We start from the raw sequence: 26,389 nt of genomic DNA on the forward strand, positions 1-26,389 counted from the left end.
CCCTATCACCAACACACTTGCCTAAGGTGTAAGCCTTTTTTAGCCTAGTAGGCTAAGTGCAGCTGAAGGCGATTGCTTCGCTTGAGCTAGAATTGAAGTACTCGCTTGCTGCAGGATTTGGTTCTTGGTCATTGCCGTCGTTTCTTTCGCGTAATCGGTGTCTTCGATACGGCTCTTAGATGCATTAACGTTTTCGTTGATGTTATCTAAGTTATTGATTGCGTGATTGAAGCGGTTTTGGAACGCACCAAGTTCTGCACGGTTACTGTCTACGTATTTTAGCGCCGCATCTAGAATAGCTACTGATTCTTGTGCACCACCTACAGAAGTAACGTTGATGTCATTAACTGATACCGCGCTTGCTGCGCCAGAAAGGTCAAGCTCAGAACCGCCCGCTAGTGAACCACCGAACGTTAGTGAAGCACTATCAGCTTCGCCGTTGCTGCTTGCGAAGATTTGCAGAGCACCGTCTTCATCAACAGATGCTTGAACTTGGTCTGTTTGACCATTGATGTAGGTTGCAAGTTGCTCGATATCATCACCTTCTTTACCAGTGATAGCAATCTGAGTCATTGCGTTACCCGCTTTGTCATTTAGGTCAATCGTTAAAGTAGCACCCGCTCCAACTGTCCAGCTTTCATCTTTCGCGTTAGCCGCTTTATAAGAAGAACCGCCCATTTGTGCATTGTCAGAGCGCATATCGTTCATGCTCAGCATAACTGCTTCGCCACTGTTAGAACCGATTTGGAACGACTGTGTACCGTATGTGCCATTTAGAAGACGGTTGCCACCAAAAGACGTGGTTTCCGCGATACGGTTTAGCTCGTCATTAAGCGCTGTCACTTCTTCTTGAATTGCTACACGCTCTGCTTTTGAGTTAGAGCCGTTTGCAGATTGTAGAGATAGGTCACGCATACGTTGTAGGATGTTAGTAGTTTCATCCATAGCACCTTCAGCTGTCTGCGCAATAGAGATACCATCGTTTGCGTTTTTTACAGCCATATCTAAGCCGCGGCTTTGAACATTCAATCGGTTCGCAATTTGCAGACCTGCTGCATCGTCTTTCGCACTGTTGATTTTGTAGCCCGAAGACAAGCGTTCCATTGATTTTTGTGTGTTCTCTGCTGCGTTATTCAGATAACGCTGAGCAGTCATTGCAGACACATTCGTGTTTACATTAATTGCCATACTGATCTCCTTAGGCATTTAGGATAGATGGCCTCTGTGTCTCTCACCTCACATTGGCACATCCGATTTTATTTCTCTCAATCCCTGTAACGGCGATAAATTTAGAAGCTTTAGAACAAATTGGCGTTTTTTTTACTATTAATTCAATTGATTGGATAAATGTGATTTAGATCGGAGATTCGAATGGAGGATAGTTGTGTTTGCAACGCTCTAAAGCCAAATGAAAAAAAACCAGAGCCGAAGCTCTGGTTTTTTTGTTTGTCATCTGAGGTGACGCTTAGCCTAGTAGGCTCAATGCTGCGTTTGGCGCTTGCTTCGCTTGCGCCAAAATCGAACTTGAAGCTTGCGATAGAATTTGATTCTTCGTCATCGCTGTCGTCTCTTTCGCAAAGTCCGTGTCTTTGATACGGCTCTTCGACGCGTTCACATTCTCATTGATGTTGTCTAGGTTGTTGATAGCGTGATTGAAGCGGTTTTGGAAAGCACCAAGCTCAGCACGGTGGCTATCCACATACTTCATCGCAGAATCCAGAATCGCCACGGACTCCTGAGCGCCACCTACTGACGTGACATCAATATCGTTAACCGTTGCTGCTGCCGCTGCACCTGACATGTCTAGCTCACCTGAACCCGCTAGCGTGCCACCGAAGCTTAATGAAGCGCTGTCGATGTCTTTATTGTTGCTCGCAAATACTTGTAGTGCGCCATCTTCATCTACAGACGCTTGCACTAGGTCAGTTTGACCATTGATGTACGTCGCTAGCTGCTCAATGTCGTCGCCTTGTTTCGCGTTAATCGTCAGCGTTGTCATCGCGTTACCCGCGCTGTCGTTCATGTCGATAGTCAGTGTTGAGTTTGCTGCCACTGACCAATCTTTATCTTTTGCGTTCGCTGCTTGGTAAACCGAACCACCCATGCCGCTGTTGTCTGAGCGCATGTCTTTCAGGCTTAGCATCACCGCTTCACCATTGTTTGAACCGATTTGGAATGACTGGGTACCGTAAGTACCGTTCAGTAGACGGTTACCACCGAATGCTGTGGTTTCAGCGATACGGTTTAGTTCGTTGTTCAGTGCCGTCACTTCTTCTTGAATCGCTACACGCTCTGCTTTTGAGTTTGAGCCGTTTGCGGATTGCAGTGATAGGTCACGCATACGTTGCAGGATGTTCGTTGTCTCATTCATCGCGCCTTCAGCAGTTTGGGCGATAGAGATACCATCGTTCGCGTTGCGCACTGCCACATCAAGACCACGGCTTTGAACGTTCAAACGGTTCGAAATTTGTAGACCCGCTGCGTCGTCTTTCGCACTGTTGATTTTATGACCCGAAGACAAACGCTCCATTGACGTTGCTTGCGCCTGACTTGCGCTGTTTAGGTAACGCTGAGCGGTCATCGCTGATACGTTAGTATTTACATTCACTGCCATGTTGTTTCTCCAATTGATTTTCCGGTGTAGCGGTTTCCGACGTCTCGGAAAACCAAGTAGTTCTCTCAAAGTTAATCTTTTAACGACACGAGTGAAAAAACCTTTAGAAAAAAACTCGAAAAAACAAAAGAAAACGTCCGTTTGATTAGGATTTAAGCAGTTAACGAAAGATTAAAAAGAAAAGACTAAAGTTTAGCGAAATACCGCCGAAACACTGGAATTTTGCTTAATTTGCTAGACGTGAGTTGTGGATCTTAAGAAAAGAAAAAGCCCCTTTTCCTTTGAGAGAACTGGGGCTGGGTGGTGGCTAGTAGCGTGCGGAGATCAGAGAGAAATAAACACACCCTAGCTAACCTACATACTTTGATGCCGTATTGAGGCAGGTTGAGAGAGAGCCCCAACACATCACAAAGTATGTTTGCCAAGCAACAGGAAATTTATTGCCACGTCTGGCTTATGTTCCTGTCACTTAGAACTCGGACACTATCTCTATTGTAGTAGAGACATCGCTGAGTTAGGCAACTGTTTTGCTTGCGCCAAAATTGACGTACCAGCTTGTTGTAGAATCTGGTTCTTGGTCATTTCGGTTGTCTCTTTAGCAAAATCGGTATCTTTGATTCGGCTGTTCGAGGCATCAACATTCTCTTGAACGTTCGCCAAGTTGTTAATGCTGTGGCTTAAGCGGTTCTGCTTCGCCCCTAAATCTGCACGTTGTGAATCCACATACTTAAGTGCAGAATCGATAATCGAGATAGCGTTTTGCGATCCGGCGACTGAAGTCATGTCAATATCTTGCACTGTAGACTGAGCAGCAGATGCAGTTTGTAAGTCTAAGTCTGTGGCTAACGAACCACCAATTGTCACTGACTGGTTTAGGTCAATGTCAGGTTCTGCGACAAACACTTGAAGCTCACCGTTATCACCTACAGAAGCGCTAATCTTGTCAGACTGACCATTGATATACGTTGCTAACTGCTCAATATCGTCGCCTTGCTTTGCTGTGATGTTGATAGCGACTGCTTCGCCAGATTTGGTCGTAAAGCTAATGTCCAACTGGTTATTCGTGTTATCCACACGCCAATCGGCACCTTTACCGTTGTTTGCGGTATATGTGGTCCCGCCCATACGGAAATCATCCGCACGAATGCTGGTTAGGCCCATAATTAAAGCCTCACCCGAGTTAGCACCGATTTGGAATGACGCTTCACCGAAGCTGCCATTAAGCAAACGACGGCCACCAAATGAGGTGGTCTCAGCAATACGGTTTAGCTCCGCTTGAAGTGCATTAGATTCTTCATTAATTGCAACACGCTCAGCAGGAGAGTTAGTACCATTTGCCGATTGAATCGCCAGGTCACGCATGCGCTGCAAGATGCTAGTAGATTCATTCATGGCACCTTCCGCAGTCTGTGCAATCGAAATACCATCGTTAGCATTACGCATTGCCACATCAAGACCACGTGATTGCGCTGTTAATCGGTTCGAGATCTGCAAACCTGCAGCATCGTCTCGTGCGCTATTGATCTTGTGACCAGACGACAAACGCTCCATTGAAGTATTTAGCGCATCGCTGGATTTGTTCAGGTAGCGTTGGGCTGTCATAGCCGAAACGTTTGTATTTACTGTTACTGCCATTGTGCTCTCCTAATTGAGTTCGCAAGCTTCAAGTAGGCTCACTTAATAACAAACATTGTTGATTCAATATTGTTACTACGCCCACCTAATACCCCGTATCAGGTGGAGTATCTAAAGTGCTTATTTATCGAGTTAGCCCTTAATCGGGTACTTTGTATTCATGTTTAGCATTTTCTATGCCAACTAATACATTCAATTATAAATCAATACATTAAAGCTCTTTCATTGAACCAATGCATACCATGACCTCGTTAGCGCGTTCAAAGTGGCTTAAGATTGCCACCTAACGTTCTCACCTCTGCACACATGGCAATGCTCATGCGGCAACCGAGATGCCAAACTTTCGCTATAGATAATTAAATAACGTCAGGTCCTTGGTTTTTCCGAAAGCAAGCTGTGAAGCCTGCAGTGCTCGTGAGTTCTCTTCAAAGTCGATGACTGCTTTTGAGTAATCGAGATCCTCAAAATTACTTTTAGAACGAGCGAGCGAAATTTTAAAATCTTCATGTTGCGACTGCTGGATATCAAGACTGTTTAGCCTTACTCCAACGTCGGTACGTGAACTGGTTAAGTGCAAAAATGCTGCGTGAAACTGCTCAGTGACCTGATGAAGCTGAGCACTGGCCGAAGCATCGGCTACATCGTTATCCATCCAATACACCGCATCATTAAACGTATCAAAGACGCTAAATGTTTTTTGAGGTTCGATTTCAATCGCGTCCCCCGGTGTAATTTGCCCTTTGGTCTGAATGTTGAGCCCTTGGAATTGAATGCCTTGGCTTGGGTCAAAATTTCCCGCAGCAACAACCGTATTGTTCTGTTCAAGCTGATAACCAAATTGCTGATTACCCATATCGACAAACGTCACTTTGTAAGTACTGTTGTCGTTAGCATTACTGTTAGTGGCTTTTTCAAGTAGCAATTCTGAGCCTTTTTGCAGCTGATAATTGGCTTTGTAATCCCCAAGTGGGTTATCAATCTCCATAAACAGTTTGCTACCTGGATCGCTCGTAGCCACTTCCAGACTTGCTGCAATGCGCATTTTGCGTTGATAGTCATCACCAGCGTAAGAAATACGCCCTTCCCCATCGACGAAAAATGGTTGAGTCTTAGGTTTTGTGCCAGCAAAGCTATAATTACCCGATTCATCACGTGTATTAGCAAGTGCGAGAAAGTTCTTTGCCAACTCCTCTATTTCACGAGCTTTGGCTTCACGATCTTCGGGAGAAAGCGCACCGTTGATTGCTTGCATCGTTAATCGCTTTGCATTATCGGCAAACTGCTCTGTCTCACCGAGCATGACTTCTTGATGCTCAAGGCGATTTCTCGACAACGTGATGGCGCTGTCGTACTGATCCAACTGCTGCGTCTGCTGTTTAAGTTTTTGCAAATAATGCGTCGCTAGTGGTGAGTCCGCTGGCTTTTGCAGCTGTTTACCAGAGGCGAGCTGTGCATGGTTTTCATGAATTTTGTTTTCTTGGCGGCGCATATCATTTTGCACCGTTTGGTAATTATGAAAACTAGAAATTCGATTCATCATAATCTAGCTCCTTACCTTAGCTGCAAAATAGTATCGAAGGTTTCATTCGCCGCCTGCATCACTCGAGAAGACGCCATGTACGCTTGCTGAAACTTCATCATGTTGGCCGCTTCTTCATCAAGGTTAACGCCCGAAATAGACGCTACTCGGCTTTGCGCGTTTTCATGCTCAAGCTCAGCGACTTCCTGTAAACGAGTCGCCGTCGAGGCTTTCAAACCCACATCGGTATTTAAGTTGTGATAGATATCAATGACCGTTGAGTCGCCATCATTCATCGATTTATCAGTCTGAATATGCAGCATTTTTCTCAAGTTACCGTTATCACCCTCTGCCGGATTGAGGTTAGCGGTGAACTTGTCATTTGCCATCGCTCCGTCACTGAGCTCGAACGTGGTGCCAAGTACCGTCACCGGACCAGCCGGAGGGTAAGGCGTTGGGCTCAATAATACGTTGCCGCTTTTGTCAGTGACGGCAAATTCCGTCCCCGTTGGCGACACTACCACTTCAAATTCTTTCAAACTGCCCACTGACGAGACTTTAAATTTGGCATCACCCTGCGCAAACGTAGTTGAGGCTTCAAAGCTCTGTGCTGCTATGGCTTTTGGGTCGTTAGTCGTCATTTTCATATTGGCTGCACCGTCTCTCGTCGGACGCAGCAAAAGCTTTTCGCCAACGGCAGGCGGATTACCAATTACGACTCGAATGCCATCTAGTTGCATGCTCGGGCCTGAGAAAGACTGAGTCACACCATCTGAGTTGGTCACATGGTAATTAGCACCGTCAAACTTCAATGAATACTCTCCACCCTTGAGTTGTGAGGTATCATCAATAAACACTGCCACGTCAGCACTTGAGTTGACTGGTGCAACGACCCTTGCTTTAGCAAACGCGAGAGTATTGACATCCGCGAACAGGTTTTGTCCGACTTGGCCATTCAAATCAAGCCCTTGCCCTTGCAATTCATTTACTTTTTCAGAAAAAGCGATAGAGAGACGACCGAGTTCATCCAAAACGTATGGAATCTCTTTGTCACGAGTTTCAAACATACTTTCTAAGCGTCCGCCAATATCATCACTGGTAATTGGTTTAATACCTTTGCCTTCTACAATCGCAAGGCGGTGCTGGTGAGTATCTGGGAATCCATCAATCATCTTCAACTGACTGGCTTCTGTACCCGATACCAAAGTATGACCGTTACCGATATGAACGTTGAAGCCCTCAGCGTTCCTGCGAGGCGTCACCGTCACTTTGGTATATTCGGACAACTCTTTGATTAACGATTCATGCTTATCCATCAAGTCGTTATGTGGACCAGGCGAGCGCATCATTAAGCGGTGAATATCACGAATTTCGATACCGATTTGGTTCACTCGCTCAACACTCACTTCGAGTTTCTTGTTGACGTTATCCCGCTGTTCACGAACCGTATCGTGGAAATCATTCATCGATTGACGAATCAGGTTGGCTTTATCAAGTACGACTTTACGCGCACCAATATCATTGGGGGTGTCGGCCAATGTTTTTACAGCATCAAACCAGTCGTTAAGACTTTCAGGCACCTTTTTAGACGACATAGACGACAACATCCCCGACATCATATCGAGGTTAGTCAGGTTTTCGTTGCGATAATTCACCTGAGTCGTTGCCATGTTGAGTTCTTTGACGGCAAACTGATCCCACGAGCGGCGAACATTTTCCACATGCACTCCCATACCGTAGGTTTGACCACCAAACTGTCGCGGGGTATTGGTCCCCTGTATAACAGATTGTCGGCTGTAACCTTCTGTATTTGCATTAGAAATGTTATGACCAGTCGTGTTTAACTGTCTCTGAGCTGTCAGTACGCTTTGCGCACCTAAGTTCAGAAGATCTGACGCCATATCGCCTCCAAAAAACCAAAATTAGCCTAACTAAATCCACAAGTTACGCCACTCTGCCGTTTAATTTGCAATATATATGCCAGAGTATCTTTGCCGCTGAGCTTGGCACTAAAAAAGATAAGAATGAACGGAAAAAGATGAAGGTAGTAAGAAAAATCCCGGCTATTTGCCGGGACCAATAAGTATAAGGAAAACTATCGATAGCCGTTAAAGCGACATATCATCGATTTGCGCCTTAACGCGCAACACTTTGTCCGCATAGTTTGGATCTGTCGCATATCCAGCTCGATGAACATCACGTATGAAACGTTCAGAACCTTGGTTACCATTCAATGCCGACTGATAACGTGGATTGTCATTAAGAAACTTCACATAATCGTTAAAGCTGTCTTCATACGAGTCGTAAGAACGGAATGCTGCGCGTTCTTGCACAGGTACATTCTGATGGTATTCCAGTGTCTGCGTTGCGACCTTATCGCCATGCCAACTTCTGTCAGCCTTAATATTAAATAGGTTGTTACTGCTGCCCTTACTGTTGTTGACGACTTTTTGCCCCCAACCAGTCTCTAAAGCCGCTTGCGCTAATAATAACGATGAATCCACCCCTAACGACTGAGCTGCTCTGTCCGCGTATGGTTTCAAAGACTCGACAAAATTTTGTGGTGTCTTGAAATCAACAGGCTGAGCAACAGGGGCTCCGTCAAGGCCTAGTGATTTCGCAGTTTTACGAGCCTTTGCTTCATCGTAAGGGAGATTAAGTGACGTATCGAACGCTTCATTACGCATACGGATTTCACTGCCTGCTGCAGCGTGCGCTTCTGGTGAACGTGCTGCACCAAGCTGAGCGACGATCATATCTGCTAATCCCAGAGAACCATTGGCACTCAACTCACTCGACATCTGCTCATCAAGCATTTGACGGTAAAATTGACCGTTTTGGCTATTGGTCAGATCCGATTCAAAATGAGTATTCGCATCGCGCATCGACTTTAACATCATAGAAGTAAAGATAGATTCGAACTGACGAGCTGCAGCGCGTAATGCCGCATCATCATCGCCTTCTTTACCACTCACGGCTTTCTGACGAAGCTTATCTAGGCTACTGATATCATGGATAAAACCGATGTCATTGGAGTTTTTAATCATGATACTTACCTAGATAACGATCAACTGACCTTCAATGGCACCAGCTTGCTTAAGCGCCTGTAAAATCGCCATAAGATCTGATGGTGCTGCGCCCACTTCGTTAACGGCACGAACGAGATCATCTAGAGTCAAACCCGGTTGGAAATTGAACATCTTGCCCGAACCTTCTGTTACCTGAATATCTGAGTTCGGCACCACCACCGTATCGCCCCCACCAAACGCATTGGGCTGGCTTACTTTCAAGTTTTCTTTGATAGCAACCGTCATACCACCGTGAGTCACTGCCGCTGGTTTAAGCTTGACGTGTTTGCCAACCACGATTGTCCCTGTACGCGAGTTAACAATGATTTTTGCACCGCTGTCTGCGGTGTCGAATTCAACGTTTTCAACCGCTGATAGGAAAGCTACACGTTGGCTGAGGTCGCGAGGCGCACGAACTCGAACAGAGGTAGAATCTAATGGGCTCGCCATTTGCGGACCCAGAAAGTCATTGATGGCATTTGCCATGTTTTGCGCCGTTGTGAAATCTGATTGCAGAAGGTTAAAGGTAATGTAATCACCGCGAGAGAACGGACTTGGAATTTCGCGTTCAACCGTTGCACCGCTTGAAATCATTCCGACCACAGGGTTATTGCCCACAATCTTAGAGCCATCTAAACCTTCGGCACTAAAGCCACTTACCACTAAATTACCTTGTGCCACAGCATAGACTTCACCATCCAAACCTTGCAAGAAGGTCTGCATCAAGGTACCTCCACGGAGACTTTTTGCCGCACCGATTGAAGAAACTGTCACGTCCACGCGCTGACCAGGTTTTGAGAACGCAGGTAATTCTGCGGTAACGATAACCGCTGCCACGTTTTTGAACTTAGGCTTAAAGCCTATTGGCATTTGAATACCAAACTTCTCAAGCATCGAGCGGAAACTTTGCTCTGTAAACGGCGTTTTCTCACCTGTGCCCGGAAGACCAGTCACCAGACCATAACCCACCAATTGGTTACTACGCACCCCGGCAACTTCTGCCACATCCTTAATGCGTGCCGCTTGGACACTTGCCGCAGCAAAACATAAACCAAGAAGTAAAAACGTGAATTTTTTCATCATGTTACCCTAAAAACAAACAAACCCTCTGAGGAGAGGGTTTGCCGCTTATTATTCGTCGATTCCTATCCCTATAGAGAGACATTAAAAAATCGTGCCAAGAATCCAGGTTCCTGCATATCTTGTTGGGTTCCGGTCCCCGAATACTGAATTCTAGCGTTAGAAATACGGTTAGATGCGATGGTGTTATCAAACTCAATATCATCTGGGCGAATCGTGCCGCTTAAACGAATGTACTCATCTCCAGTATTTAAAGTTAGCCACTTTTCACCACGAATGACGAGATTACCATTGGCAAGCACTTCAATCACTTCTACGGTAATCGAACCTGATAAACTGTTGCTCTGATTGGCCGAAGCATTACCTTTGAAGTTGTTGTCGTTCTTCAACTCATAAGAGAAGTCATAGTCATTGACGGTGACGGGTCTACCACCAACGAAAAGTGGATCCATTGAAGAGTCATTGGCTTTCGAGAGATCCGCATCAGCACTTTTTGCTGCTTTCGTTGCTTCATTAAGTTCTACCGTAATGATGTCACCAATGCCACGGGGTTTAGAATCATCATACCAATCGCGCGCGTAGTGAGTATTAAACAGTGAACCCGTTGCCGCTGCGTAATGTTCTGGCTTGTTTTTTGGGTGAATCGGCGCCCATGCTGGGTCATCGGCAATAGGGTCAGTTCGACCACGTAGCGTATCAACAATCCCAGACGATTGGGTTTTATCTCCTTCAACTGCATCGACCGTCGTCGTGCTGTTCGAGACATCGTCTACCGATTCTTCCTGACCAAACTGAGCGCAACCCGAGAGCACAGCAAGTAAAGAGACACACAATAACTTTTTCATTCAATGTCGTCCTTATTCGTTAAAGCTGCTGGTTAGCAAAGCTCATCATCTTGTCGACTGACGAGATAACTTTAGAGTTCATTTCATACACGCGCTGCGCTTCAATCATGTTAACGAGCTCTTCCGTTACGTTAACGTTTGAAGTCTCTAACATCGACTGGCGAATTTGACCGAAACCATCTAAACCCGGAACCCCTTCATTTGGATCGCCACTAGCACCGGTTGGTAAGTAAAGGTTCTGACCGATAGGCTCTAGACCGCCTGGGTTAATGAAGTCGACAGTGGTAATGTTACCCACGACTTGGTTATCTTGCTGGCCACGTACTCGAACGGACACTTCACCGTCGGTACCCACAGTAATGGAAATCGCATCTTCAGGAATCGCAATTTCTGGTTCCAACGCATAGCCTGAACCAGACGTAACAATAGTCCCTTCATCGTTTAGCGTGAACTGACCGTTGCGGCTATAGCCAATATTGCCGTCTGGCATCAATACTTGGAAAAATCCATCACCTTCAATCATCATATCGAGACTGTTGGTCGTAGTTTGAGCATTACCCGGTGTATGGATCTTTTGCGTTGCCACCACTTTTGAACCAGCACCTAGCATTAAGCCTGAAGGCAGTTCGGTGTTTTGCGATGATTGACCACCAGGCTGATTGATATTTTGATAAAACAAATCTTCAAACACCGCACGGCTTTTCTTGTAACCGATGGTTGATGCGTTCGCTAGGTTGTTTGAAATTGTCGAAATATTGGTTTGCTGAGCGTCTAAGCCAGTCTTACTTACCCATAGTGCCGGATGCATTCTATTCTTCCTCTCTCAATCCTATTAACCCATGCGAAGCAATGAGTCTGAAGCCTTATCCATGTCTTCTGCGGTGCTCATCAGCTTGACCTGCATTTCGAATTGACGCTGCAAATCAATTAAGCTTGTCATTTCACCAACGGCATTAACGTTACTGCCTTCAATAGCCCCGGTCATAAGCTGTACATTAGCTGAAGCGGTGTAGCCTAATTGAGGATCTTTATTACGAAATAAACCATTAGTGTCTTTGAATAGTGAACGGTTATCAGTATTGGTGAGCTTGATACGGTCAACGATTTCCATTTCGTCAGCAGGTGCATCTTGCGGTATAACAGAGACGGTGCCGTCACGGCCAATCTCAATCTTACGCAATGGAATAGGTACAGTAATTGGCGTACCACGTTCCCCTAACACAAGGTTACCGTTGCCATTGACCAACAAACCGTTTTGATCCACGCGTAAACTGCCGTTGCGGGTTAACCCTTCTTTGCCGTTTTTATCCAATACTGAAATCCAACCTTGGCCTTCAATAGTGACATCAAGGTCGCGACCTGTCGTCACAACACTGCCTTGTTCGAAGTTATGTCCTGGACGCTCTGTCATGCTAAACACACGACTTGGCATGCCTTCACCATACGCTTGCATTGAGCGCGCTTGGGCAAGGTCAGCTCGAAAGCCAGGCGTGCTCGCGTTCGCAAGGTTGTTTGCTCTAAGCTGCAAAGCTTGCATATTCTGCTTTGCGCCGCTCATTGAGAGGTAAAGGGCACGATCCATTGATAGCTCCAAAATTCAAAGTACGGAGCTTATAAAGCAAAGACTATGCCACTAATTTTATTCCTTATAAATCAAAGAAATAAACGGGAAATAAGGTAAGAAAGCGGAGGATCGGCAACCGATGTTCTATCGAAGAGGCAAAGCTAAACGGCAAGGTGGCAACGGTGCGGCAACAATATGACCGCTTTGTTGAAACGCAAAACAGCGTACGAATGTCCATATGCACTCGTACGCTCGATTTTTCAAGACATTAACGACGAGTGACTGACAGCCACTCATACTATGACTTAACGGATTTGTAGAATGTTTTGTTGCAGCTGGTTATGTACATCCAAAGCACGTGAGTTTGCTTGGAAATTACGCTGCGCTGAAATCAGGTCTACCAACTCTTGGGTCATATCAATGTTCGATTGTTCTAGCGTGCCGTTATTGATGGTACCAAAAGAACCCTTGTTTGATTCGCCCCAAATCTTAGCACCAGAAGCAGTCGTAGAATCCCATTGGGTACCACCCTTCTTATCAAGACCTTGTTCGTTCGCTACACGTACCATAGCGACACGACCTAATGTCACATTCTCACCGTTTGAGTAAGTACCTAACACGTTGCCTTGCTCATCAAAGTCGACTTTAGTTAGGAAGCCAGTCGTCGCACCATCTTCTTGGAACTTAGTCAGTTCAAACGGAGCGGCAAACTGAGTGGCACTATCAAGACTAAACGACAATGTCTGTGCAGGATCGGCACCGTTCATATCGATACCATTTGCACCAAGATCAGTAGTGACAATTGGCTGCCCATTGTTCAAGCTCGCTAGTGTACCGTCGTTGTTGAATCGCATTGTATGACCAACATGCCCTGTTGGCGTTGTTGCATCACCACCAGCGATATTCACTGGTTTTTCACCTTGGCCATCGGTTACCGTGTAGTAACTTTGCCACGTGTTTTGCTGAGTTTGATCTTTCACATAGTACGTCGTCATTTTATACGACTGTCCCATGGAATCATAAATCGTTGATGATGTTGAACGGTTATAAGTTTCAGGATCAGTAAAGTCGAACAGAGCCGGATCTTTTAGATCACCATTAGCAGGAAGGTTCACACCAATCTCAATATTCGCAGTCTGTTTCGGCTTACCAAACTCTGGCGGTATATTGATTGGACGAGGCTCATAAGACACAACCTCATTGGTATCTTTATTCACTTCATAACCCAGTAGAAACTCATCGTTCGACGTCACCATGTAGCTATCTTTGTTTAGGTGGAAAGCACCGTTACGCGTTAGCTCATTTTGTTGTGGTACAAGACGATCTTTAGATACGGCAAAGAAGCCAGTACCGCTAATGCGCAAGTCCATTGGGTTGTTAGTCGATATGCTCGAACCTTCGTGGAACTGCTGAGCAATCTTGCTTGGCTGAGCACCGCCACCCGGTGTGGTTTTCGCATTAGTAAATAGTGAGTTTGAATACACATCACCAAACTCGGCACGTGACTCTTTAAAGCCGAATGTGTTGGCGTTGGCAATGTTGTTACTGGTGGTGTTGAGGTCTAACTGAGCCGCAGATAGACCACTTAAAGATACATATGACATTCCTAATCTCCTAATCTAGCCAGCGGTTACGCTTTGCCGACTTCCAGTACTTCTGCTAGCCGAACTGGATTTTCGAAGCCAGCTAGATTGAGTAGTACGTTTCCATCCCCTTTACCAAGAAGCACACTGTTCACGTTCGCATAAGTCGACACTTCGAACTCGCGGCTTTCTCCATCAAGTAAACCCGAAGCTTTCACTTTGTATTTACCTGCAGGCATTGGATTACCCTGATCATCTTTACCGTCCCATTCGACACGAGCATCACCGCCAGGTTTTGCGCCGACATCAAAGGTACGTACTAATTGACCCATTTCATTTTCTACACGAACAAACACGTTATCCATGGACTGTGGCAATTTGACCATTGCCGCCATGCCAGCGTCTGCTTCCTTCACACCAGCCGCACCGGGTACCAAGACATCACGCCCAACAAGTGAAGACGCTTGTAGTGCTTGGTTAGACGTCATTGACGAGTTCAAACTCTCGAACTGAGTGTTCATCTTGCCAATACCATCTACCGTGGCAAACGACGCCATTTGAGCAATCATCTGGTCGTTGCTGACTGGTTTAAATGGGTCCTGTTGAGCCAACTGTTTGGTGAGTAGGGACAAGAAGTCTTCTTGCTTCAGATCCTGCTTACCGGTTGTCTCTTCAGGCTTGCTTTGTTCTTGCAGTTTTTTCAGTTGGTCAATGTAGGATAAACTGCCTTGACCAACGTTGTTGATTCCAGCCATGAGCTACTCCTATCTCTATTGACCCATTCGCAAAGTACTCAACAACATTTGCTTGCTCGCGTCCGCTACCTGAACGTTAGTCTGGTATGAGCGCGAAGCTGAAATCATGTTGGCCATTTCTTCCATCACGTTAACGTTCGGCTTGTAGATATAGCCTTCATCGTTAGCGAGTGGATGATCTGGGTTGTACTCTGCACTTAAGGGTTTGTCGCTCTCTACAATACCCAATACTTTCACAGGTACTGAATGATCGCGGTTGTATTGAGCTTTACTCAGTTCCGCGCCAAATACGGCGTGGCGAGCTTTGTAAGTCTCTTTTGCCGAGCTACTAATACTGTCAGCGTTGGCAAGGTTACTTGAGGTGGTATTTAGACGAACCGACTCAGCGCTCATCGCACTGCCTGTCACATTAAATACATTAAATAAGCTCATCTAAATTACTCCCCTTTAATCGCTTTGGTCATATTTTTGAATTTGCCGCCTAAGAAATCGAGTGATGCCTGATGTCTTAATTGGTTCTGCATGAACAAGTTTCTTTCTAAATCTACGTCTACAGTATTGCCGTCACCGGTATCTGGCTGTGTCGGAATGCGGTAAAGCATTTCGCCACTGACGTTAGTAGAGGCAGAAATATGCCGTCCATCAGTTCGACTAAGCCCAATACTTGCCCCTGAGCTTGCCGCTTTTAACGCACGATCAAACTCCATCCCCTTCGCTTTATAACCCGGCGTATTCGCCTGCGCGATATTGGTGGAGATGACTTCAGCATTCTTCTCACGCACACCAACGGTGTACTGATGAATACCTAATGCATTGTTAAAAGAGATGGCCATTGAAACCTCATCGTTCAAAAATACGTGCCTTATACAAAGATAAAGCAATTTCCGCGCCAAAAGTTATTTTTTGGTAACAACCACTGATGACGCTATTCAATTCGACGTTCATCGTGCTCCTTCTGGCAAAGATAGAGAGCAAAATGTACGCCAGTTTTGGCGGAGGGTTTAATTAGGAATGTCGACAGTGATGGCCTCCAAACCGTCACTGAACCTAGAGAATAGCAAGAAAAAAGCCTTGGCGAAAACCAAGGCTAGATACGGTAAAGATTGTGGAGAATAACTATTAACTATTTGAGCTTGTAGATAATGCCCGGATTACAACGCACCATTTCAAATTGATCCGTCAGCCCCGTTAGCGACTCCGATGCCCCTAACAGCAAGTAACCACCTGGGTTTAGGCTACGTGCCATTTGGTTCAGCACTTTAGACTTCATTTCAGGGGAGAAGTAAATCAGTACGTTACGACAAAAGATAATGTCGAACTTACCCAACAACGCATACGAGTCCATCAGGTTTTGCGGACGAAAGTTCACCAAACGCTTTACGTTGTCTTTCACTTTCATCTTACCGTTACTGGTGTTTTCAAAAAACACTCGGCGACGCTCCGGTGATAGACCGCGACCCAACGCGAGGTTGTCATATTCTCCAAGACGACACATATCTAACATCGTAGACGAGATGTCCGTCGCGGTAATCGACACGTTAGGGATCATTCCCGGCTTCTTGTTTTGTGTCTCCAAAACTGTCATCGCCATGGAATACGGTTCTTGACCAGAAGAACTCGCAGCCGACCAAATTTTAATCGGTCGCTTGTTGGCGGCAAGTTCTGGGAGCAGTTTGTCAGACAACACCGTAAATGGGTAGTTATCTCTAAACCATAAGGTTTCGTTGGTGGTCATGGCATCAACAGCGGCAACTCTTAACTCACGATTGCGTCCAGTAACCACATCTCTTAATAACTGAGACAAAGAGACTAGACCGAATTTTGCCACCAACGGGCTTAAACGGCTGCGGACTAAATACTGTTTACTATCGCCAAGAACAATACCGCATTGGGACTCTAAAAAGCGGCTAAAATCACGATACTCTTGATCGCTTATGGTTATCGCTGTCATTCACTTCTCTATACTGCTTTGAAGGCTTGCTTTATACGCTTTTCTCAAGCGACTACAAGCTCTAATTTTGTTTGTTTAATTTGTCGGCAAAATGGCCGCTTTGACGGCGCCTCCCAATTCATCAGGGTTGAACTTAGCGATGAATTCGTTAGCCCCTACTCGCTCTACCATTGCTTGGTTAAACACACCGCTTAACGAGGTATGCAAAATAATATGAAGATCTTTAAGATCGGGATGGCGGCGCACTTCTGCCGTTAGGGTGTAACCGTCCATTTCTGGCATTTCAATATCAGAAATCAACAGGGAAATCTGATCATGAATATCGCCTTCAGCTGCCATCTCTGTCAGCTTGTTGTAAGCGTCTTTACCATCTTTCACCAAAATGGACTCAAAGCCAATAGACTCAATGGCTCGTTGGACCTGTTTTCGTGCCACTGCGGAATCATCAGCGATCATAATACGCTTAACGATCTGCTTTTGCTCTTTCTCTTCAGCTGCGGCAATTTCCGTGGCGATATTGCTGTCCATGGTCTCAACCACAGGCGAAATCTCAGCGAGAATCTTCTCAACATCCAGAATCTCAACCAATTCATTGTCGATGTTGGTCACAGCTGTCAGGTAGTTGGCTTTACCTGCACCTTCAGGCGGCGGCAAAATCGATTCCCAATGCATGTTAATAATGCGTTCAACAGAGCTTACCAAAAATCCCTGTACGCTACGGTTAAACTCTGAGATAACCACAAAACAGTTTTCAATGTCCGTTGTTGGTCGACCACCAACAGCAAGACTTAAATCAATCACTGAGATAGTTTGACCACGAATATGAGCCACCCCTTTGACAAGACGATGTAGGTTGGGCATGCGCGTTAATTTAGGGCACTGAAGCACTTCTTTAACTTTGAACACATTAATGCCGTAACGCTGGCGGCCCATCAGACGAAACGTCAGTAGCTCTAGTCGGTTTTGACCAACCAGTTGCGTTCGTTGATTCACCGAATCCAAGATACCGGTCATAAGTTCATCTCCATCTCAAACTTTAAAGCTAAAAAAGTGATAGTCTACACAGGCAACAAGGAACCCGAGAAACAGAATGCTGTATAATAAGACATCTTTTTTGTGTACATCCAGTTACAAAACGAGGTTAAGGCGCAACTGGCTTTCCCTCTGTATCGTCTGGCAAGCGTTATTCTTTAGTGTATTAACGCACGCAGCAACGCCTGAGCAAATAGAAAACATTCAAAAGGCTGCCCAAGCTCATGTTTTAAATACTATTGAGCAACCTATCGGCGGTGAAATTGTTGCCACACCTGGCCGTATCGACTCTCGAGTACATGCAACAGATTGCCCCTCTCCGCTTTTGACCTCGTCGTCAAACACCCGCAACACCAGCAGTAATGTCACCGTTTTGGTGGAGTGTCCGGAAGATAATTGGCGACTTTACGTACCCGTTCGAATGTCCATTTCCTTGCCCTTAGTGACCGCAACTCGCCCGTTATCTCGAGGCAATATTGTATCCAGTGACGATGTCACGATGAGCATGGTGGATAAGAACCGTTTTCGCCGCCAAGGCTTTACCGAGTTTGACCAAGTGGTTGGCGCAAAGCTCAAGAAAAACATGAAGATGGGTGATGTTATTGAGCGTAATGATGTCTGTGTTGTTTGCCGCAACGAAAAAGTCGTTATTCGTGCAGTGAAAGGTGAAATGACCATCTCCACTAAAGGCACAGCACTTACCGATGGCGCTAACGGCGATCAAGTAAGAGTGAAAAATGACAAGTCTCAGCGTATAATTGAGGGTATTGTTACTGGCGTTGCGGAAATCACGGTTAATTTTTGATTTTTTCCTAAAGTAATCATTACGCTGGTCGATATGCTCGATATACAGGTAAACTATGCAAATTAGGCAACAAGAAGGCTAAACGATGGCAGGCATTGATAATATTCGTTCTGGACAGACGCTAACGACGACAAGTCGCGCTCCTGCCCGTTCGGAAGCAAGCAAAGACAGTAGTTCAGCTCAAGTTGGTCAATCATCAGCGCAGCAAGATGCCGTAACACTGAGCCAAGGCGGTAAAGCCATTGGTCAGATGCATCAGCAAATGGCAAGTCAGCCTACCTTTGACGCGGCAAAAGTTGCGGCAATCAAAGAAGCAATCTCGAACGGTTCTTACACCGTCGATGCTGAAAAACTGGCAGACAACATGATGAAGTTCGAAGACGAACTTGGCGGATTACGCTAAACAGGTTAACAGATAATACTCACAGGTATATTAATGGCAGCACTGGTTGATTTGGTTGAATACCAACTGAAAAATGCAAAAGCACTGTCTATGCTCCTCTCCGAGGAGACCAAGGCCATTACTGCTCGCGAATCATCTGAAATTGAAAGATTTGCCAAAGAAAAGATGGCAATCATTGGTCAGCTTCAACAAACCGATCAAAGACTGGCTCAACATCAAGATGTAGCAAGACTCACCGAAGAAGCCGTGCTGGCTCAAAAGGTGGCTGACATTAAGTCGATTATCCTCGACTGCCAACAACTCAACGACATCAATGGTCAGAGTCTACAACGCGCCCAATTAAGCTTTAATAAGCTCAATAATTTGATGCAGCAAAGTCATGGCAAAGTGGGCATGACTTACAACGCAGGTGGCCAAACCCACACCTTGTCGACATTAGGAACTAACTTAAAAGCCTAATATCTCAAATACAAAAAAGCGGCAACAGGAGAACTGTTGCCGCTTTTTGCTATCTAGAGTGTTGATATTAGAACAAGCTCTGACGTTTCTTCTCAGGCACTCGGCGGATTTCGCCGTAGTCTCTTAGACGATTCATCTTATCAATATCGAGTAGCAGTTCAGTAACATAGCTGTCACCAACTTTATAGCTGCGAACTACTTCCGCACCACGAATGACACCATCTACCGCGCCTGTTGTCGATTCAACACCCAAGCGTTGATCTTGTAAGTCAGCACGAGCAGACACTCGTAGGCCGTACACTTGCTCCGCTAACTCGCGGTAAGCATCAATCTTAGAAGCACGCATGGCACGAACTTGCTTTTCTTCTTCATTGCGGCCAGTTTGCTCGCTGATACTCGCATAGCCCACCGCCGTTAGTGTGTTCTGGTCCATGGCTGTAATCGGAGTACAACCCATCATCACAAGCGCTACAAGCGCGGCAAATAAAAATCTCATTATCCTTTCCTATGGGCGCAAGATGACTGTATGAGGTGTCGTCATAGTCGGGTCTGAACGAATCAGAACGCCATCTTCGGTACGCATTTGATTCAGCGTATCCAAATCACGGCCAATGCGGTCAGCAGGCAAGAAGCCTTGAGCCGAAGCGACCACAATACGCGACTGCATGCCAACAACACGAGCATTAACCAGTACACCACCTTCTTGGCGCAACATGGTTCCCGTCAAGACGAACTGAATCTGCTGCTCTTGGGCCAGATCTTTCCAATCACGACTTAGTACGAAGTCACCTTGACTGGTCACCTGAATTGAGCCCGTTGTCTTGAAGTCAACAACCTTAAAGCCACGGCGCTGAAGCTGGTAGATAAAGCCCTCTGATACCGAGTTCCCCAACCAGTTCGTCGCATCCATATTCTGCAAATCAACAAACGATGCCACCGCTATCGGAGTGCGAGACGACACGCTAGTGTTCGATTCAACTAAGTCTTCCGTCAAACTCTCGACGAAATAATCCATCGTATGGCGAGGACTTTCCATCAGCATAAACTTACTGCCGGAATAGGGTTCCTTACCGTTATAGATTGGTGAGTAGGCACAAGCGGTCAGTGTTAACACTGATGCCATCAGGAGCCACTTTTTCATTACACACTCTCCAAAAAGTTATTAATTGGATGGATAGGTTCCCCACCTTTTCAAGGTTGGAACAATCCTTGCTATTCTCATTCTGTCCTTAATAAGAAAGCCCGCTCCAATATTCGCTACAAACTAGCTAGCAAATATTGTTCCGCATTTGGATTGGTTGTATGAAAAAAATCGTTTCTTCTTTAATTTCAACGGTATTGGTTACTTTTAGCAGTAGCTCTGCCTTTGCTGCATGGTATGAAGTCACCGGTACTTCCACCATCGTCTCCTCTGAGAAAGCGGCAAGGATCTACGCACTAGAAGATGCCGTCTACAAAGCAGTAGACTTCTCTGGAGCTGATATCGGTGGGCTTGCAAACTTAGCCCCGTTGCTCGAAGACGATAGAAAACAATACCAATTCATTGATTCCGAAGTTCGCCAAATCGTCATCGACGATCAATACAAAAGCGGCAATCAAATGGTCGTCAAAGCGCGGATCGACATTTACCCAACGGCAAAGGCTTGCCATAACGAGCAATACAAAAAGACATTTGGCGTGGCAATGTTTGATATCGTTGATCCACAACAAGCGGTCATGGGGCAAATATACGACCTGGGTGAAGACTTCAGTTCTGTTATCTCTAATCAGCTTGAACATCGCTCATACAGTTTTGTTTCGGTCGGTACCACACGCTATGAGATTAATAAACGGCAACCTGAGCGTATTAAGATGATCGCCGAAGATCTGGGAGCACAATACTTAGTAACCGGACAGATTAACGATCTGACAGCCACCATAACTCAGGGCGGATTGCTGTCCGATGATGTAATCAATCGCCAGTTTGCTATGGATATGTCGGTCTACGACGGCAAAACCGGCCATGAAATCTATCAACGTAACTACCGTGAAATCGCCCAGTGGCCATTTGCTAAAACCAGTAAAGTCGACACCAAAAGTGCTCGTTTCTGGACATCTGCTTACGGCGAAATGATGCAGAAAGTCAGCCGTAATATCATGCTCGATCTCGAAGCAGAGATCTCTTGTAAGATGACCTTGCCTGAAGTGGTCGCCTCTTACGGCAATAAAGTCACCATCGACTTAGGCCGAGTCCACGGTGTGCAAGCGGGAGACCGATTGCAACTTTGGCATACAGGCTCCTTTATCGACCAGAATGGTTTGCCGCGCAATAAAGTGAGTCAGAGCGACATCACCCTAACCGTGTCACGCGTCTATGAAAATGATGCTGAAGCAACCGTCGACCAGCCAAGCCTCGCCAACAGTATTCAAATTGGTGACGTGATGAACAAACTATAATAAATGTAGAAAAGCGACTTAACTTATTAAAATAATTGAGTATTATTAGTCATAAGCTCCCGTGGCACAGCTGGATAGCGCGGCCCCCTCCTAAGGGGCAGGTCACAGGTTCGAATCCTGTCGGGAGCGCCATATTAAAAGGGCTAGCAAGTTAGTGATTGCTAGCCCTTTGTTGTTTTTGGCTTTCTGTGTAGGAAAATCATAGGTTAGACTTTGATATCTAATACATTTTGACGATAAATCGAGCAACCTCACCAAGCTGCAATCTTAGCCGCTTGTTTTTATAGCGATTCGGCGCTTCCAAATACAACCCCCTTCTTGAGACTCTATAGGAGACTCGCTTTCCATAGCATGATGTCAAGACTTGAGGCGTGCGTATAGCTTATTGAAAAAGCCTGATTGACTAAGTGGAAACTCTAAAAGCTTTCGTTAAGGAATGAGCCCTAAATGAGAGTTTCGACTCATTTTTGGACATAAATGAGCTAGAGGTTTTGCTTTAGCTCGGATAGTGTGGATTAGGAATAGTATCGGTAAAGTGACAAGGCAAACGCAAGACCTGCTCCGCTCATTGTTAGTGATATTCGCAAACACTATTGGGATGCCACAACCTAAGTATTCTCTTGTAGCCCGCAAAAATATTAGCACCTTAATTTGAATGTAACTCCAAAAGTTATTCAACATTTTCAATTAAATACCGTTGTTATGTTTTGTCCTCCTCACAAAAATCAGTACTAGAGAATGTTAGTATGCGCATAGTGCTTTATGGCATATAAATGTATTGGAGTAATTTGTGAGGAATGTATGTACTTAAATGAGTTACGAGTAAAAGGCTTTCGTTGTTTTGATGAAGAGTTCAAAATTCCTTTCTCGCCTGGTTTGAATGTTCTCGTAGGTGAAAATGGTGCAGGCAAAACCGCTATAATTAGTGCAATTCGGCAATTGTTCCAGGACTCAGAGTCTGGGCGATATAGCATTAGCCAGGATGACTTTTACTCTGCATTCACCCAAGGCTCTCCAATAGCTCCATCCTTCTCAATCAAAGCTAATTTCAATGGTTTAGACTCAGATGAAAAAATTGCATTGCTGCCTTGGAGTGGTGGTACAGACACTGCTGTCCTAAACCTACAAGCAGAGAATAGAGAAGTCAGAGGAAGATACAAAAAGCTAGTTTGGGGAGGTTCCTCTCGAAGCTCACAATTCGATCCTGAGTTACTCGACTTAATTCAATGCATTTATTTGCCACCATTGAGAGATGCTGAATCTAAGCTCACCAATGGTAGGCAATCACGCTTATCTAAATTACTCAAGGCAATTAACCGCAACGCATTAAAAGAATGTCGAATAAACAATACTCCTCACCCTCTAGAGGAGCAATTCAAAAACTTTAACGACACTCTGGTTACAGATAAAAGCTTGAGCATTAAAGGAGCAAACGAACTTATTACTGAACACTTAGTCAAAGCAATAGGTCATCATTTTGGACAGAAAACTCGAATTCAGTTTGCTGAAAGCGATTTTACCAAAATAGCCGAAAGTTTGACGCTCCTATTTTTCCCTGACATGTCTGCGGATGATCAAGATTTATTCCGAAGCTTAAGTCAAAATAGCCTTGGATATAACAACCTACTATACATAGCATCAATCCTCGCAGAGCTAACCCTCAATGATGATGATGGAGAAGACGAACAACCCCTGCTTAAATTATTGCTAATTGAAGAGCCAGAAGCTCACTTACATCCTCAATTGCAGATTAGGCTTCTAAATCATCTAAAGTCAGTTGCAGATAAAAATAACAATGTTCAAGTCATAGTCACCAGTCACTCAACCGTCTTGGCTTCTTCGGTGGAAATCGACTCAATCATCCACTTATCTAAATCTAGTTCACCAACAGCAACACCGTTGCGTTCATGCGGACTTCCTGACGGAAGTACACAGTTTATCAACCGATGGCTGGATGTAACAAAGTCAAACTTGTTGTTCGCAAGTGGTCTCATTCTTGTTGAGGGAATTGCAGAACAAATGTTGTTTCCCATTCTGGCGAAGGAGGTTCTAAAAGAGCAAAGTGACGGGAAAAAGAATTTAGAAGATCTGGGAGTTTCAACCATCAACCTTAATGGCATTTATTTTAAGCATTTCATAAGACTATATTGCAATTTAACAGACCTCGAAGATGAAGAAGATCAAGAAGGCCTAAATATACCAGTTCGCTGTGCTGGCGTTACAGATCTAGACCCTCCAAAGAAACAAACTATCCAAGTCGCTAGCGAAGAAAATGAAGATGAAACCATTGATAAAGAAGTCGACTTTATTCCACACGATTCACATCTACTTAAAGGCATGAACCATGCTATTAAATTAGTTGATTCAATCAACTCATCTGAAAACGCTCGCTTGTTTGTCAGTAAGTATAAGACGCTAGAGTACGATTTGGCTATGGAAGGTAATAACGTAGCTCTAATGGCTGAGGTTGTCGCTTCACTTTGGCCAAAACCTAAAACAGGGAATAGCACTGTAATAGATACTCTCAATCAGATTGCTGGCCAAGAATGGACAACGAAAACGTCTGAGGAAAAATCCGTATCTGCCCACGAAATTCTGAAGCGCATTGATGATGATAAAGTTGGCAAAGGTATTTTTGCTCAAGTTTTCACCGATAAAATTGAAAAAGAAAAACTAAGCATTAGCGTTCCTAAATACATTGAAGATGCCATTCTGTGGGCTTGTTCTCTGGAGAAAACAGGGGAGCAAGAGTAATGTTCGAGTTCACTGAAGAGCAACAGGCTTATATCGAATCAGATATTAATAGACATGTTTTTTTAGAAGCTTGCCCTGGTAGCGGAAAGACTGAAGTAGTAGCAGCAAAAGTAGCTACAGAAGCCAAAAGATGGCGTAAGTATCCAGGAGGTATGGCTGTATTATCTTTTGCAAATAGTGCAACTGACGAATTAAAAAATAGAGTTATGAAATATTTGCCAATTGGACGCAGTCTCTTTCCTCACTTTTTGGGGACGTTCGATAGTTTTATCTACAAGAATATTGTTAACCCTTTAGCAACTCAGTTGACTGGATTTAACGGGCAAGCTGGAGATTGTACAATTCGCATTATTGAAGGAACTTCAACTTTAGGTTTTAGAACAAGGTGGGGCATAGCTCGTCGCGGCAACATACATGCACATCACTATTCTATGGACTTGAAAAATGGTGGAGCTATCTTCGATACTGGGGATTCAATCAAAGATCGAGAACTAAATGCAGTTACCCTTGAAAGCTGGCAAGAAAGAGATCTAAAAGAAACCAAAAATCTAATGCTTGCTGCTGGCTACGCAACTTATAAAGACATTGAGTATTTAGCACTGAAAGCACTTACCGAAGAGAAATTTGAAAAATTTGTTCAACTATTCGCAAAAAAATATCCGCTAATAATTGTGGATGAGTGCCAAGATCTTTCTTTTGAACAGCTTATGATTCTTCAATGTCTCTCAAATGTTGGTATTAAACTGCATTTTGTTGGCGACCTTCACCAGGCTATATATGGATTTAGAGACGTTGACCCCGAGGAGATCAGTAAATTTGTAGGAAACAACAATTTCGTTTCACTTGAGCTAACTAGCAATTTCCGAAGTTGTCAAAATATCATCAACCTATGTGAAAAACTAACAGGTCGTAGAGATATTATCGGGCAAGTAACGTGGTTAGAACCAAAGTGTTTCATTGCCCAGTATGATAGGTGCCCAACGGAACTGATTAGTACATTTGAAAAACTATGTAATGGTTATAAAAACAACACTATTATCTCTAGAGGGCACTCAATCCTACAAAAGTTTCAAACTTCTGCTTCGAAGCTAAACAACGTCCAGAAACTAGCATTAGCAATAAAGCTATTTGACCCCGATGATATGGATGCACTAGAAAAATCCGTGACATTATTCTCGGAGTTTATTCGCCACCATCTACAAGAGTGCATTAAACCAAACAGTTTCAATTGTCCACAAAGCATAGACTCAAACCTAGCATGGAGAAGGTTTTTATGTTCATCACTTAAGTATTTCACCAATAATAACCTAAAACAAATGACAGGTTCTTGGTCAAATTGGGTACGTAGTGCTAAGACATTAGTTCGAAACCTATCAAGTCAAAAATTCATCATACAAGAGATTGCCCAAGTCATATCCCCACTAAATAATGTAAATTTGACATCACCCTCTGGTCAAGCAGGCAACCAAGTTGACACATTTTTAGGACAAACAACTAAAACAACAACATTGCACCGTAAGACTACAATTCATGGAGCAAAAGGCGAAACACACGATGTCACCATTCTAATTTCAACGGCACGCGCAGGTGGGCAGCCTGGTTCTCATTGGCGCAGTTGGATTGATAGTCAAAGCAGTGAGGCTGCTAGGTTCGCATATGTTGCCTCATCAAGGCCTAAACACTGTTTAATATGGGCTGTGAAAACTTTAAATGATGCTGATAAAACAAGATTAACGGATATGGGATTTCACTTGCTTTAGACATTTTACAAAGGTCAAATTCAAAAATTGAGCATATTTTATATTACCTATACTAATTTCAATATTGTGTTGACCTAACGCATTTTGGGGCAAAAGTAAGCTAGAGGTGACTCATCTGACTCAGAG

General features: G+C 44.6%; 24 protein-coding genes and 1 tRNA gene. 7 read left to right on the plus strand and 18 right to left on the minus strand.

Features of this window, described 5'->3' with window-relative positions; genetic code table 11:
• Positions 1–39 precede the first annotated feature (39 nt).
• The 16 genes from HOP38_RS12010 to HOP38_RS12085 form a co-directional block, all read right to left on the minus strand.
• Positions 40–1,188 (minus strand): flagellin, encoded by a 1,149-nt coding sequence (locus tag HOP38_RS12010; protein ID WP_006069953.1) that lies wholly within the window; start codon positions 1,186–1,188, stop codon positions 40–42.
• Between the two features lie 277 nt (positions 1,189–1,465).
• Positions 1,466–2,614, minus strand: coding sequence for a flagellin (locus HOP38_RS12015; RefSeq protein ID WP_006069952.1), 1,149 nt, complete (start codon positions 2,612–2,614; stop codon positions 1,466–1,468).
• A gap of 489 nt (positions 2,615–3,103) precedes the next feature.
• Complete coding sequence (locus tag HOP38_RS12020; RefSeq protein ID WP_006069951.1) at positions 3,104–4,249, minus strand: flagellin; 1,146 nt, start codon at positions 4,247–4,249, stop codon at positions 3,104–3,106.
• A gap of 346 nt (positions 4,250–4,595) precedes the next feature.
• Positions 4,596–5,789: a flagellar hook-associated protein FlgL gene (gene flgL, locus HOP38_RS12025; RefSeq protein WP_006069950.1), complete on the minus strand. Its 1,194-nt coding sequence runs from the start codon at positions 5,787–5,789 to the stop codon at positions 4,596–4,598.
• An 11-nt stretch (positions 5,790–5,800) separates the two neighbouring features.
• On the minus strand, positions 5,801–7,669 hold the full coding sequence (gene flgK / locus HOP38_RS12030) for a flagellar hook-associated protein FlgK (RefSeq protein WP_198558138.1): 1,869 nt from the start codon (positions 7,667–7,669) through the stop codon (positions 5,801–5,803).
• A gap of 207 nt (positions 7,670–7,876) precedes the next feature.
• Complete coding sequence (flgJ, locus tag HOP38_RS12035) at positions 7,877–8,815, minus strand: flagellar assembly peptidoglycan hydrolase FlgJ (RefSeq protein WP_198558139.1); 939 nt, start codon at positions 8,813–8,815, stop codon at positions 7,877–7,879.
• Positions 8,816–8,824: 9 nt separating this feature from the next.
• Entirely contained in the window at positions 8,825–9,916 is a 1,092-nt protein-coding gene (locus HOP38_RS12040) for a flagellar basal body P-ring protein FlgI (protein ID WP_006069947.1), read from the minus strand.
• Positions 9,917–9,987: 71 nt separating this feature from the next.
• A complete protein-coding gene (gene flgH / locus HOP38_RS12045; protein ID WP_198558141.1) occupies positions 9,988–10,761 on the minus strand; it encodes a flagellar basal body L-ring protein FlgH in 774 nt (257 codons plus the stop codon).
• Between the two features lie 19 nt (positions 10,762–10,780).
• Positions 10,781–11,569, minus strand: a complete 789-nt coding sequence (gene flgG / locus HOP38_RS12050) for a flagellar basal-body rod protein FlgG (protein ID WP_006069945.1) — start codon at positions 11,567–11,569, stop codon at positions 10,781–10,783.
• A 24-nt stretch (positions 11,570–11,593) separates the two neighbouring features.
• Entirely contained in the window at positions 11,594–12,343 is a 750-nt protein-coding gene (flgF, locus tag HOP38_RS12055) for a flagellar basal-body rod protein FlgF (RefSeq protein WP_006069944.1), read from the minus strand.
• A gap of 287 nt (positions 12,344–12,630) precedes the next feature.
• Entirely contained in the window at positions 12,631–13,929 is a 1,299-nt protein-coding gene (gene flgE / locus HOP38_RS12060; RefSeq protein WP_006069943.1) for a flagellar hook protein FlgE, read from the minus strand.
• A 26-nt stretch (positions 13,930–13,955) separates the two neighbouring features.
• Positions 13,956–14,663, minus strand: coding sequence for a flagellar hook assembly protein FlgD (gene flgD, locus HOP38_RS12065; protein ID WP_006069942.1), 708 nt, complete (start codon positions 14,661–14,663; stop codon positions 13,956–13,958).
• 15 nt (positions 14,664–14,678) lie between these two features.
• Positions 14,679–15,095: a flagellar basal body rod protein FlgC gene (gene flgC, locus HOP38_RS12070; protein ID WP_006069941.1), complete on the minus strand. Its 417-nt coding sequence runs from the start codon at positions 15,093–15,095 to the stop codon at positions 14,679–14,681.
• A gap of 5 nt (positions 15,096–15,100) precedes the next feature.
• Complete coding sequence (gene flgB, locus HOP38_RS12075; RefSeq protein WP_006069940.1) at positions 15,101–15,496, minus strand: flagellar basal body rod protein FlgB; 396 nt, start codon at positions 15,494–15,496, stop codon at positions 15,101–15,103.
• 290 nt (positions 15,497–15,786) lie between these two features.
• The gene (locus HOP38_RS12080; RefSeq protein ID WP_006069939.1) at positions 15,787–16,614 is read right to left on the minus strand and encodes a protein-glutamate O-methyltransferase; all 828 of its coding nucleotides are present in this window, start codon (positions 16,612–16,614) and stop codon (positions 15,787–15,789) included.
• A gap of 75 nt (positions 16,615–16,689) precedes the next feature.
• Complete coding sequence (locus tag HOP38_RS12085; protein WP_006069938.1) at positions 16,690–17,628, minus strand: chemotaxis protein CheV; 939 nt, start codon at positions 17,626–17,628, stop codon at positions 16,690–16,692.
• Between the two features lie 76 nt (positions 17,629–17,704).
• Here HOP38_RS12085 and flgA point away from each other — a divergent pair, with 76 nt between their 5' ends.
• The 3 genes from flgA (at position 17,705) to HOP38_RS12100 (ending at position 19,313) form a co-directional block, all read left to right on the plus strand.
• Positions 17,705–18,451 carry a flagellar basal body P-ring formation chaperone FlgA gene (gene flgA / locus HOP38_RS12090; protein WP_031493497.1) on the plus strand — a complete coding sequence of 249 codons (747 nt, stop codon included), beginning with the start codon at positions 17,705–17,707 and terminating at the stop codon, positions 18,449–18,451.
• An 85-nt stretch (positions 18,452–18,536) separates the two neighbouring features.
• Positions 18,537–18,854, plus strand: a complete 318-nt coding sequence (gene flgM, locus HOP38_RS12095) for a flagellar biosynthesis anti-sigma factor FlgM (protein WP_006069936.1) — start codon at positions 18,537–18,539, stop codon at positions 18,852–18,854.
• Between the two features lie 33 nt (positions 18,855–18,887).
• The gene (locus tag HOP38_RS12100; protein ID WP_006069935.1) at positions 18,888–19,313 is read left to right on the plus strand and encodes a flagella synthesis protein FlgN; all 426 of its coding nucleotides are present in this window, start codon (positions 18,888–18,890) and stop codon (positions 19,311–19,313) included.
• Positions 19,314–19,380: 67 nt separating this feature from the next.
• On the opposite strand, the gene HOP38_RS12105 is transcribed toward HOP38_RS12100, so the two are convergent.
• Together HOP38_RS12105 and HOP38_RS12110 are read right to left on the minus strand one after the other, a co-directional pair.
• On the minus strand, positions 19,381–19,809 hold the full coding sequence (locus tag HOP38_RS12105) for an LPP20 family lipoprotein (RefSeq protein WP_006069934.1): 429 nt from the start codon (positions 19,807–19,809) through the stop codon (positions 19,381–19,383).
• Positions 19,810–19,818: 9 nt separating this feature from the next.
• Complete coding sequence (locus HOP38_RS12110; protein WP_006069933.1) at positions 19,819–20,454, minus strand: FlgO family outer membrane protein; 636 nt, start codon at positions 20,452–20,454, stop codon at positions 19,819–19,821.
• A 161-nt stretch (positions 20,455–20,615) separates the two neighbouring features.
• Here HOP38_RS12110 and HOP38_RS12115 point away from each other — a divergent pair, with 161 nt between their 5' ends.
• The 4 genes from HOP38_RS12115 to HOP38_RS12130 all read left to right on the plus strand — a co-directional run bounded on the left by HOP38_RS12115 (position 20,616) and on the right by HOP38_RS12130 (position 26,263).
• Entirely contained in the window at positions 20,616–21,749 is a 1,134-nt protein-coding gene (locus HOP38_RS12115; protein ID WP_124940115.1) for a flagellar assembly protein FlgT, read from the plus strand.
• A 55-nt stretch (positions 21,750–21,804) separates the two neighbouring features.
• Positions 21,805–21,881: transfer RNA gene (locus HOP38_RS12120), tRNA-Arg, on the plus strand.
• Positions 21,882–22,550: 669 nt separating this feature from the next.
• Complete coding sequence (locus HOP38_RS12125) at positions 22,551–24,503, plus strand: ATP-dependent nuclease (RefSeq protein ID WP_198558142.1); 1,953 nt, start codon at positions 22,551–22,553, stop codon at positions 24,501–24,503.
• Complete coding sequence (locus HOP38_RS12130; protein WP_198558143.1) at positions 24,503–26,263, plus strand: UvrD-helicase domain-containing protein; 1,761 nt, start codon at positions 24,503–24,505, stop codon at positions 26,261–26,263. The genes HOP38_RS12125 and HOP38_RS12130 overlap by 1 nt, the downstream gene beginning before the upstream one ends.
• Positions 26,264–26,389: the final 126 nt, after the last annotated feature.

Origin of the sequence: Vibrio mediterranei, assembly GCF_013364395.1 — a bacterium.
Taxonomy (GTDB): domain Bacteria; phylum Pseudomonadota; class Gammaproteobacteria; order Enterobacterales; family Vibrionaceae; genus Vibrio; species Vibrio mediterranei.

Coding starts and splice junctions, on each gene's coding strand:
- flgK (WP_198558138.1), bottom strand. CDS start 7,669: ATGGCGTCAGATCTTCTGAACTTAGGTGCGCAAAGCGTACTGACAGCT.
- flgB (WP_006069940.1), bottom strand. CDS start 15,496: ATGGCCATCTCTTTTAACAATGCATTAGGTATTCATCAGTACACCGTT.
- HOP38_RS12115 (WP_124940115.1), top strand. CDS start 20,616: ATGAAAAAAATCGTTTCTTCTTTAATTTCAACGGTATTGGTTACTTTT.
- HOP38_RS12080 (WP_006069939.1), bottom strand. CDS start 16,614: ATGACAGCGATAACCATAAGCGATCAAGAGTATCGTGATTTTAGCCGC.
- flgJ (WP_198558139.1), bottom strand. CDS start 8,815: ATGATTAAAAACTCCAATGACATCGGTTTTATCCATGATATCAGTAGC.
- HOP38_RS12010 (WP_006069953.1), bottom strand. CDS start 1,188: ATGGCAATTAATGTAAACACGAATGTGTCTGCAATGACTGCTCAGCGT.
- HOP38_RS12110 (WP_006069933.1), bottom strand. CDS start 20,454: ATGAAAAAGTGGCTCCTGATGGCATCAGTGTTAACACTGACCGCTTGT.
- HOP38_RS12015 (WP_006069952.1), bottom strand. CDS start 2,614: ATGGCAGTGAATGTAAATACTAACGTATCAGCGATGACCGCTCAGCGT.
- HOP38_RS12040 (WP_006069947.1), bottom strand. CDS start 9,916: ATGAAAAAATTCACGTTTTTACTTCTTGGTTTATGTTTTGCTGCGGCA.
- flgA (WP_031493497.1), top strand. CDS start 17,705: ATGCTGTATAATAAGACATCTTTTTTGTGTACATCCAGTTACAAAACG.
- HOP38_RS12105 (WP_006069934.1), bottom strand. CDS start 19,809: ATGAGATTTTTATTTGCCGCGCTTGTAGCGCTTGTGATGATGGGTTGT.
- HOP38_RS12100 (WP_006069935.1), top strand. CDS start 18,888: ATGGCAGCACTGGTTGATTTGGTTGAATACCAACTGAAAAATGCAAAA.
- HOP38_RS12125 (WP_198558142.1), top strand. CDS start 22,551: ATGTACTTAAATGAGTTACGAGTAAAAGGCTTTCGTTGTTTTGATGAA.
- flgD (WP_006069942.1), bottom strand. CDS start 14,663: ATGGCTGGAATCAACAACGTTGGTCAAGGCAGTTTATCCTACATTGAC.
- flgF (WP_006069944.1), bottom strand. CDS start 12,343: ATGGATCGTGCCCTTTACCTCTCAATGAGCGGCGCAAAGCAGAATATG.
- flgH (WP_198558141.1), bottom strand. CDS start 10,761: ATGAAAAAGTTATTGTGTGTCTCTTTACTTGCTGTGCTCTCGGGTTGC.
- flgM (WP_006069936.1), top strand. CDS start 18,537: ATGGCAGGCATTGATAATATTCGTTCTGGACAGACGCTAACGACGACA.
- flgL (WP_006069950.1), bottom strand. CDS start 5,789: ATGATGAATCGAATTTCTAGTTTTCATAATTACCAAACGGTGCAAAAT.
- flgC (WP_006069941.1), bottom strand. CDS start 15,095: ATGAGCTTATTTAATGTATTTAATGTGACAGGCAGTGCGATGAGCGCT.
- HOP38_RS12130 (WP_198558143.1), top strand. CDS start 24,503: ATGTTCGAGTTCACTGAAGAGCAACAGGCTTATATCGAATCAGATATT.
- flgE (WP_006069943.1), bottom strand. CDS start 13,929: ATGTCATATGTATCTTTAAGTGGTCTATCTGCGGCTCAGTTAGACCTC.
- HOP38_RS12020 (WP_006069951.1), bottom strand. CDS start 4,249: ATGGCAGTAACAGTAAATACAAACGTTTCGGCTATGACAGCCCAACGC.
- HOP38_RS12085 (WP_006069938.1), bottom strand. CDS start 17,628: ATGACCGGTATCTTGGATTCGGTGAATCAACGAACGCAACTGGTTGGT.
- flgG (WP_006069945.1), bottom strand. CDS start 11,569: ATGCATCCGGCACTATGGGTAAGTAAGACTGGCTTAGACGCTCAGCAA.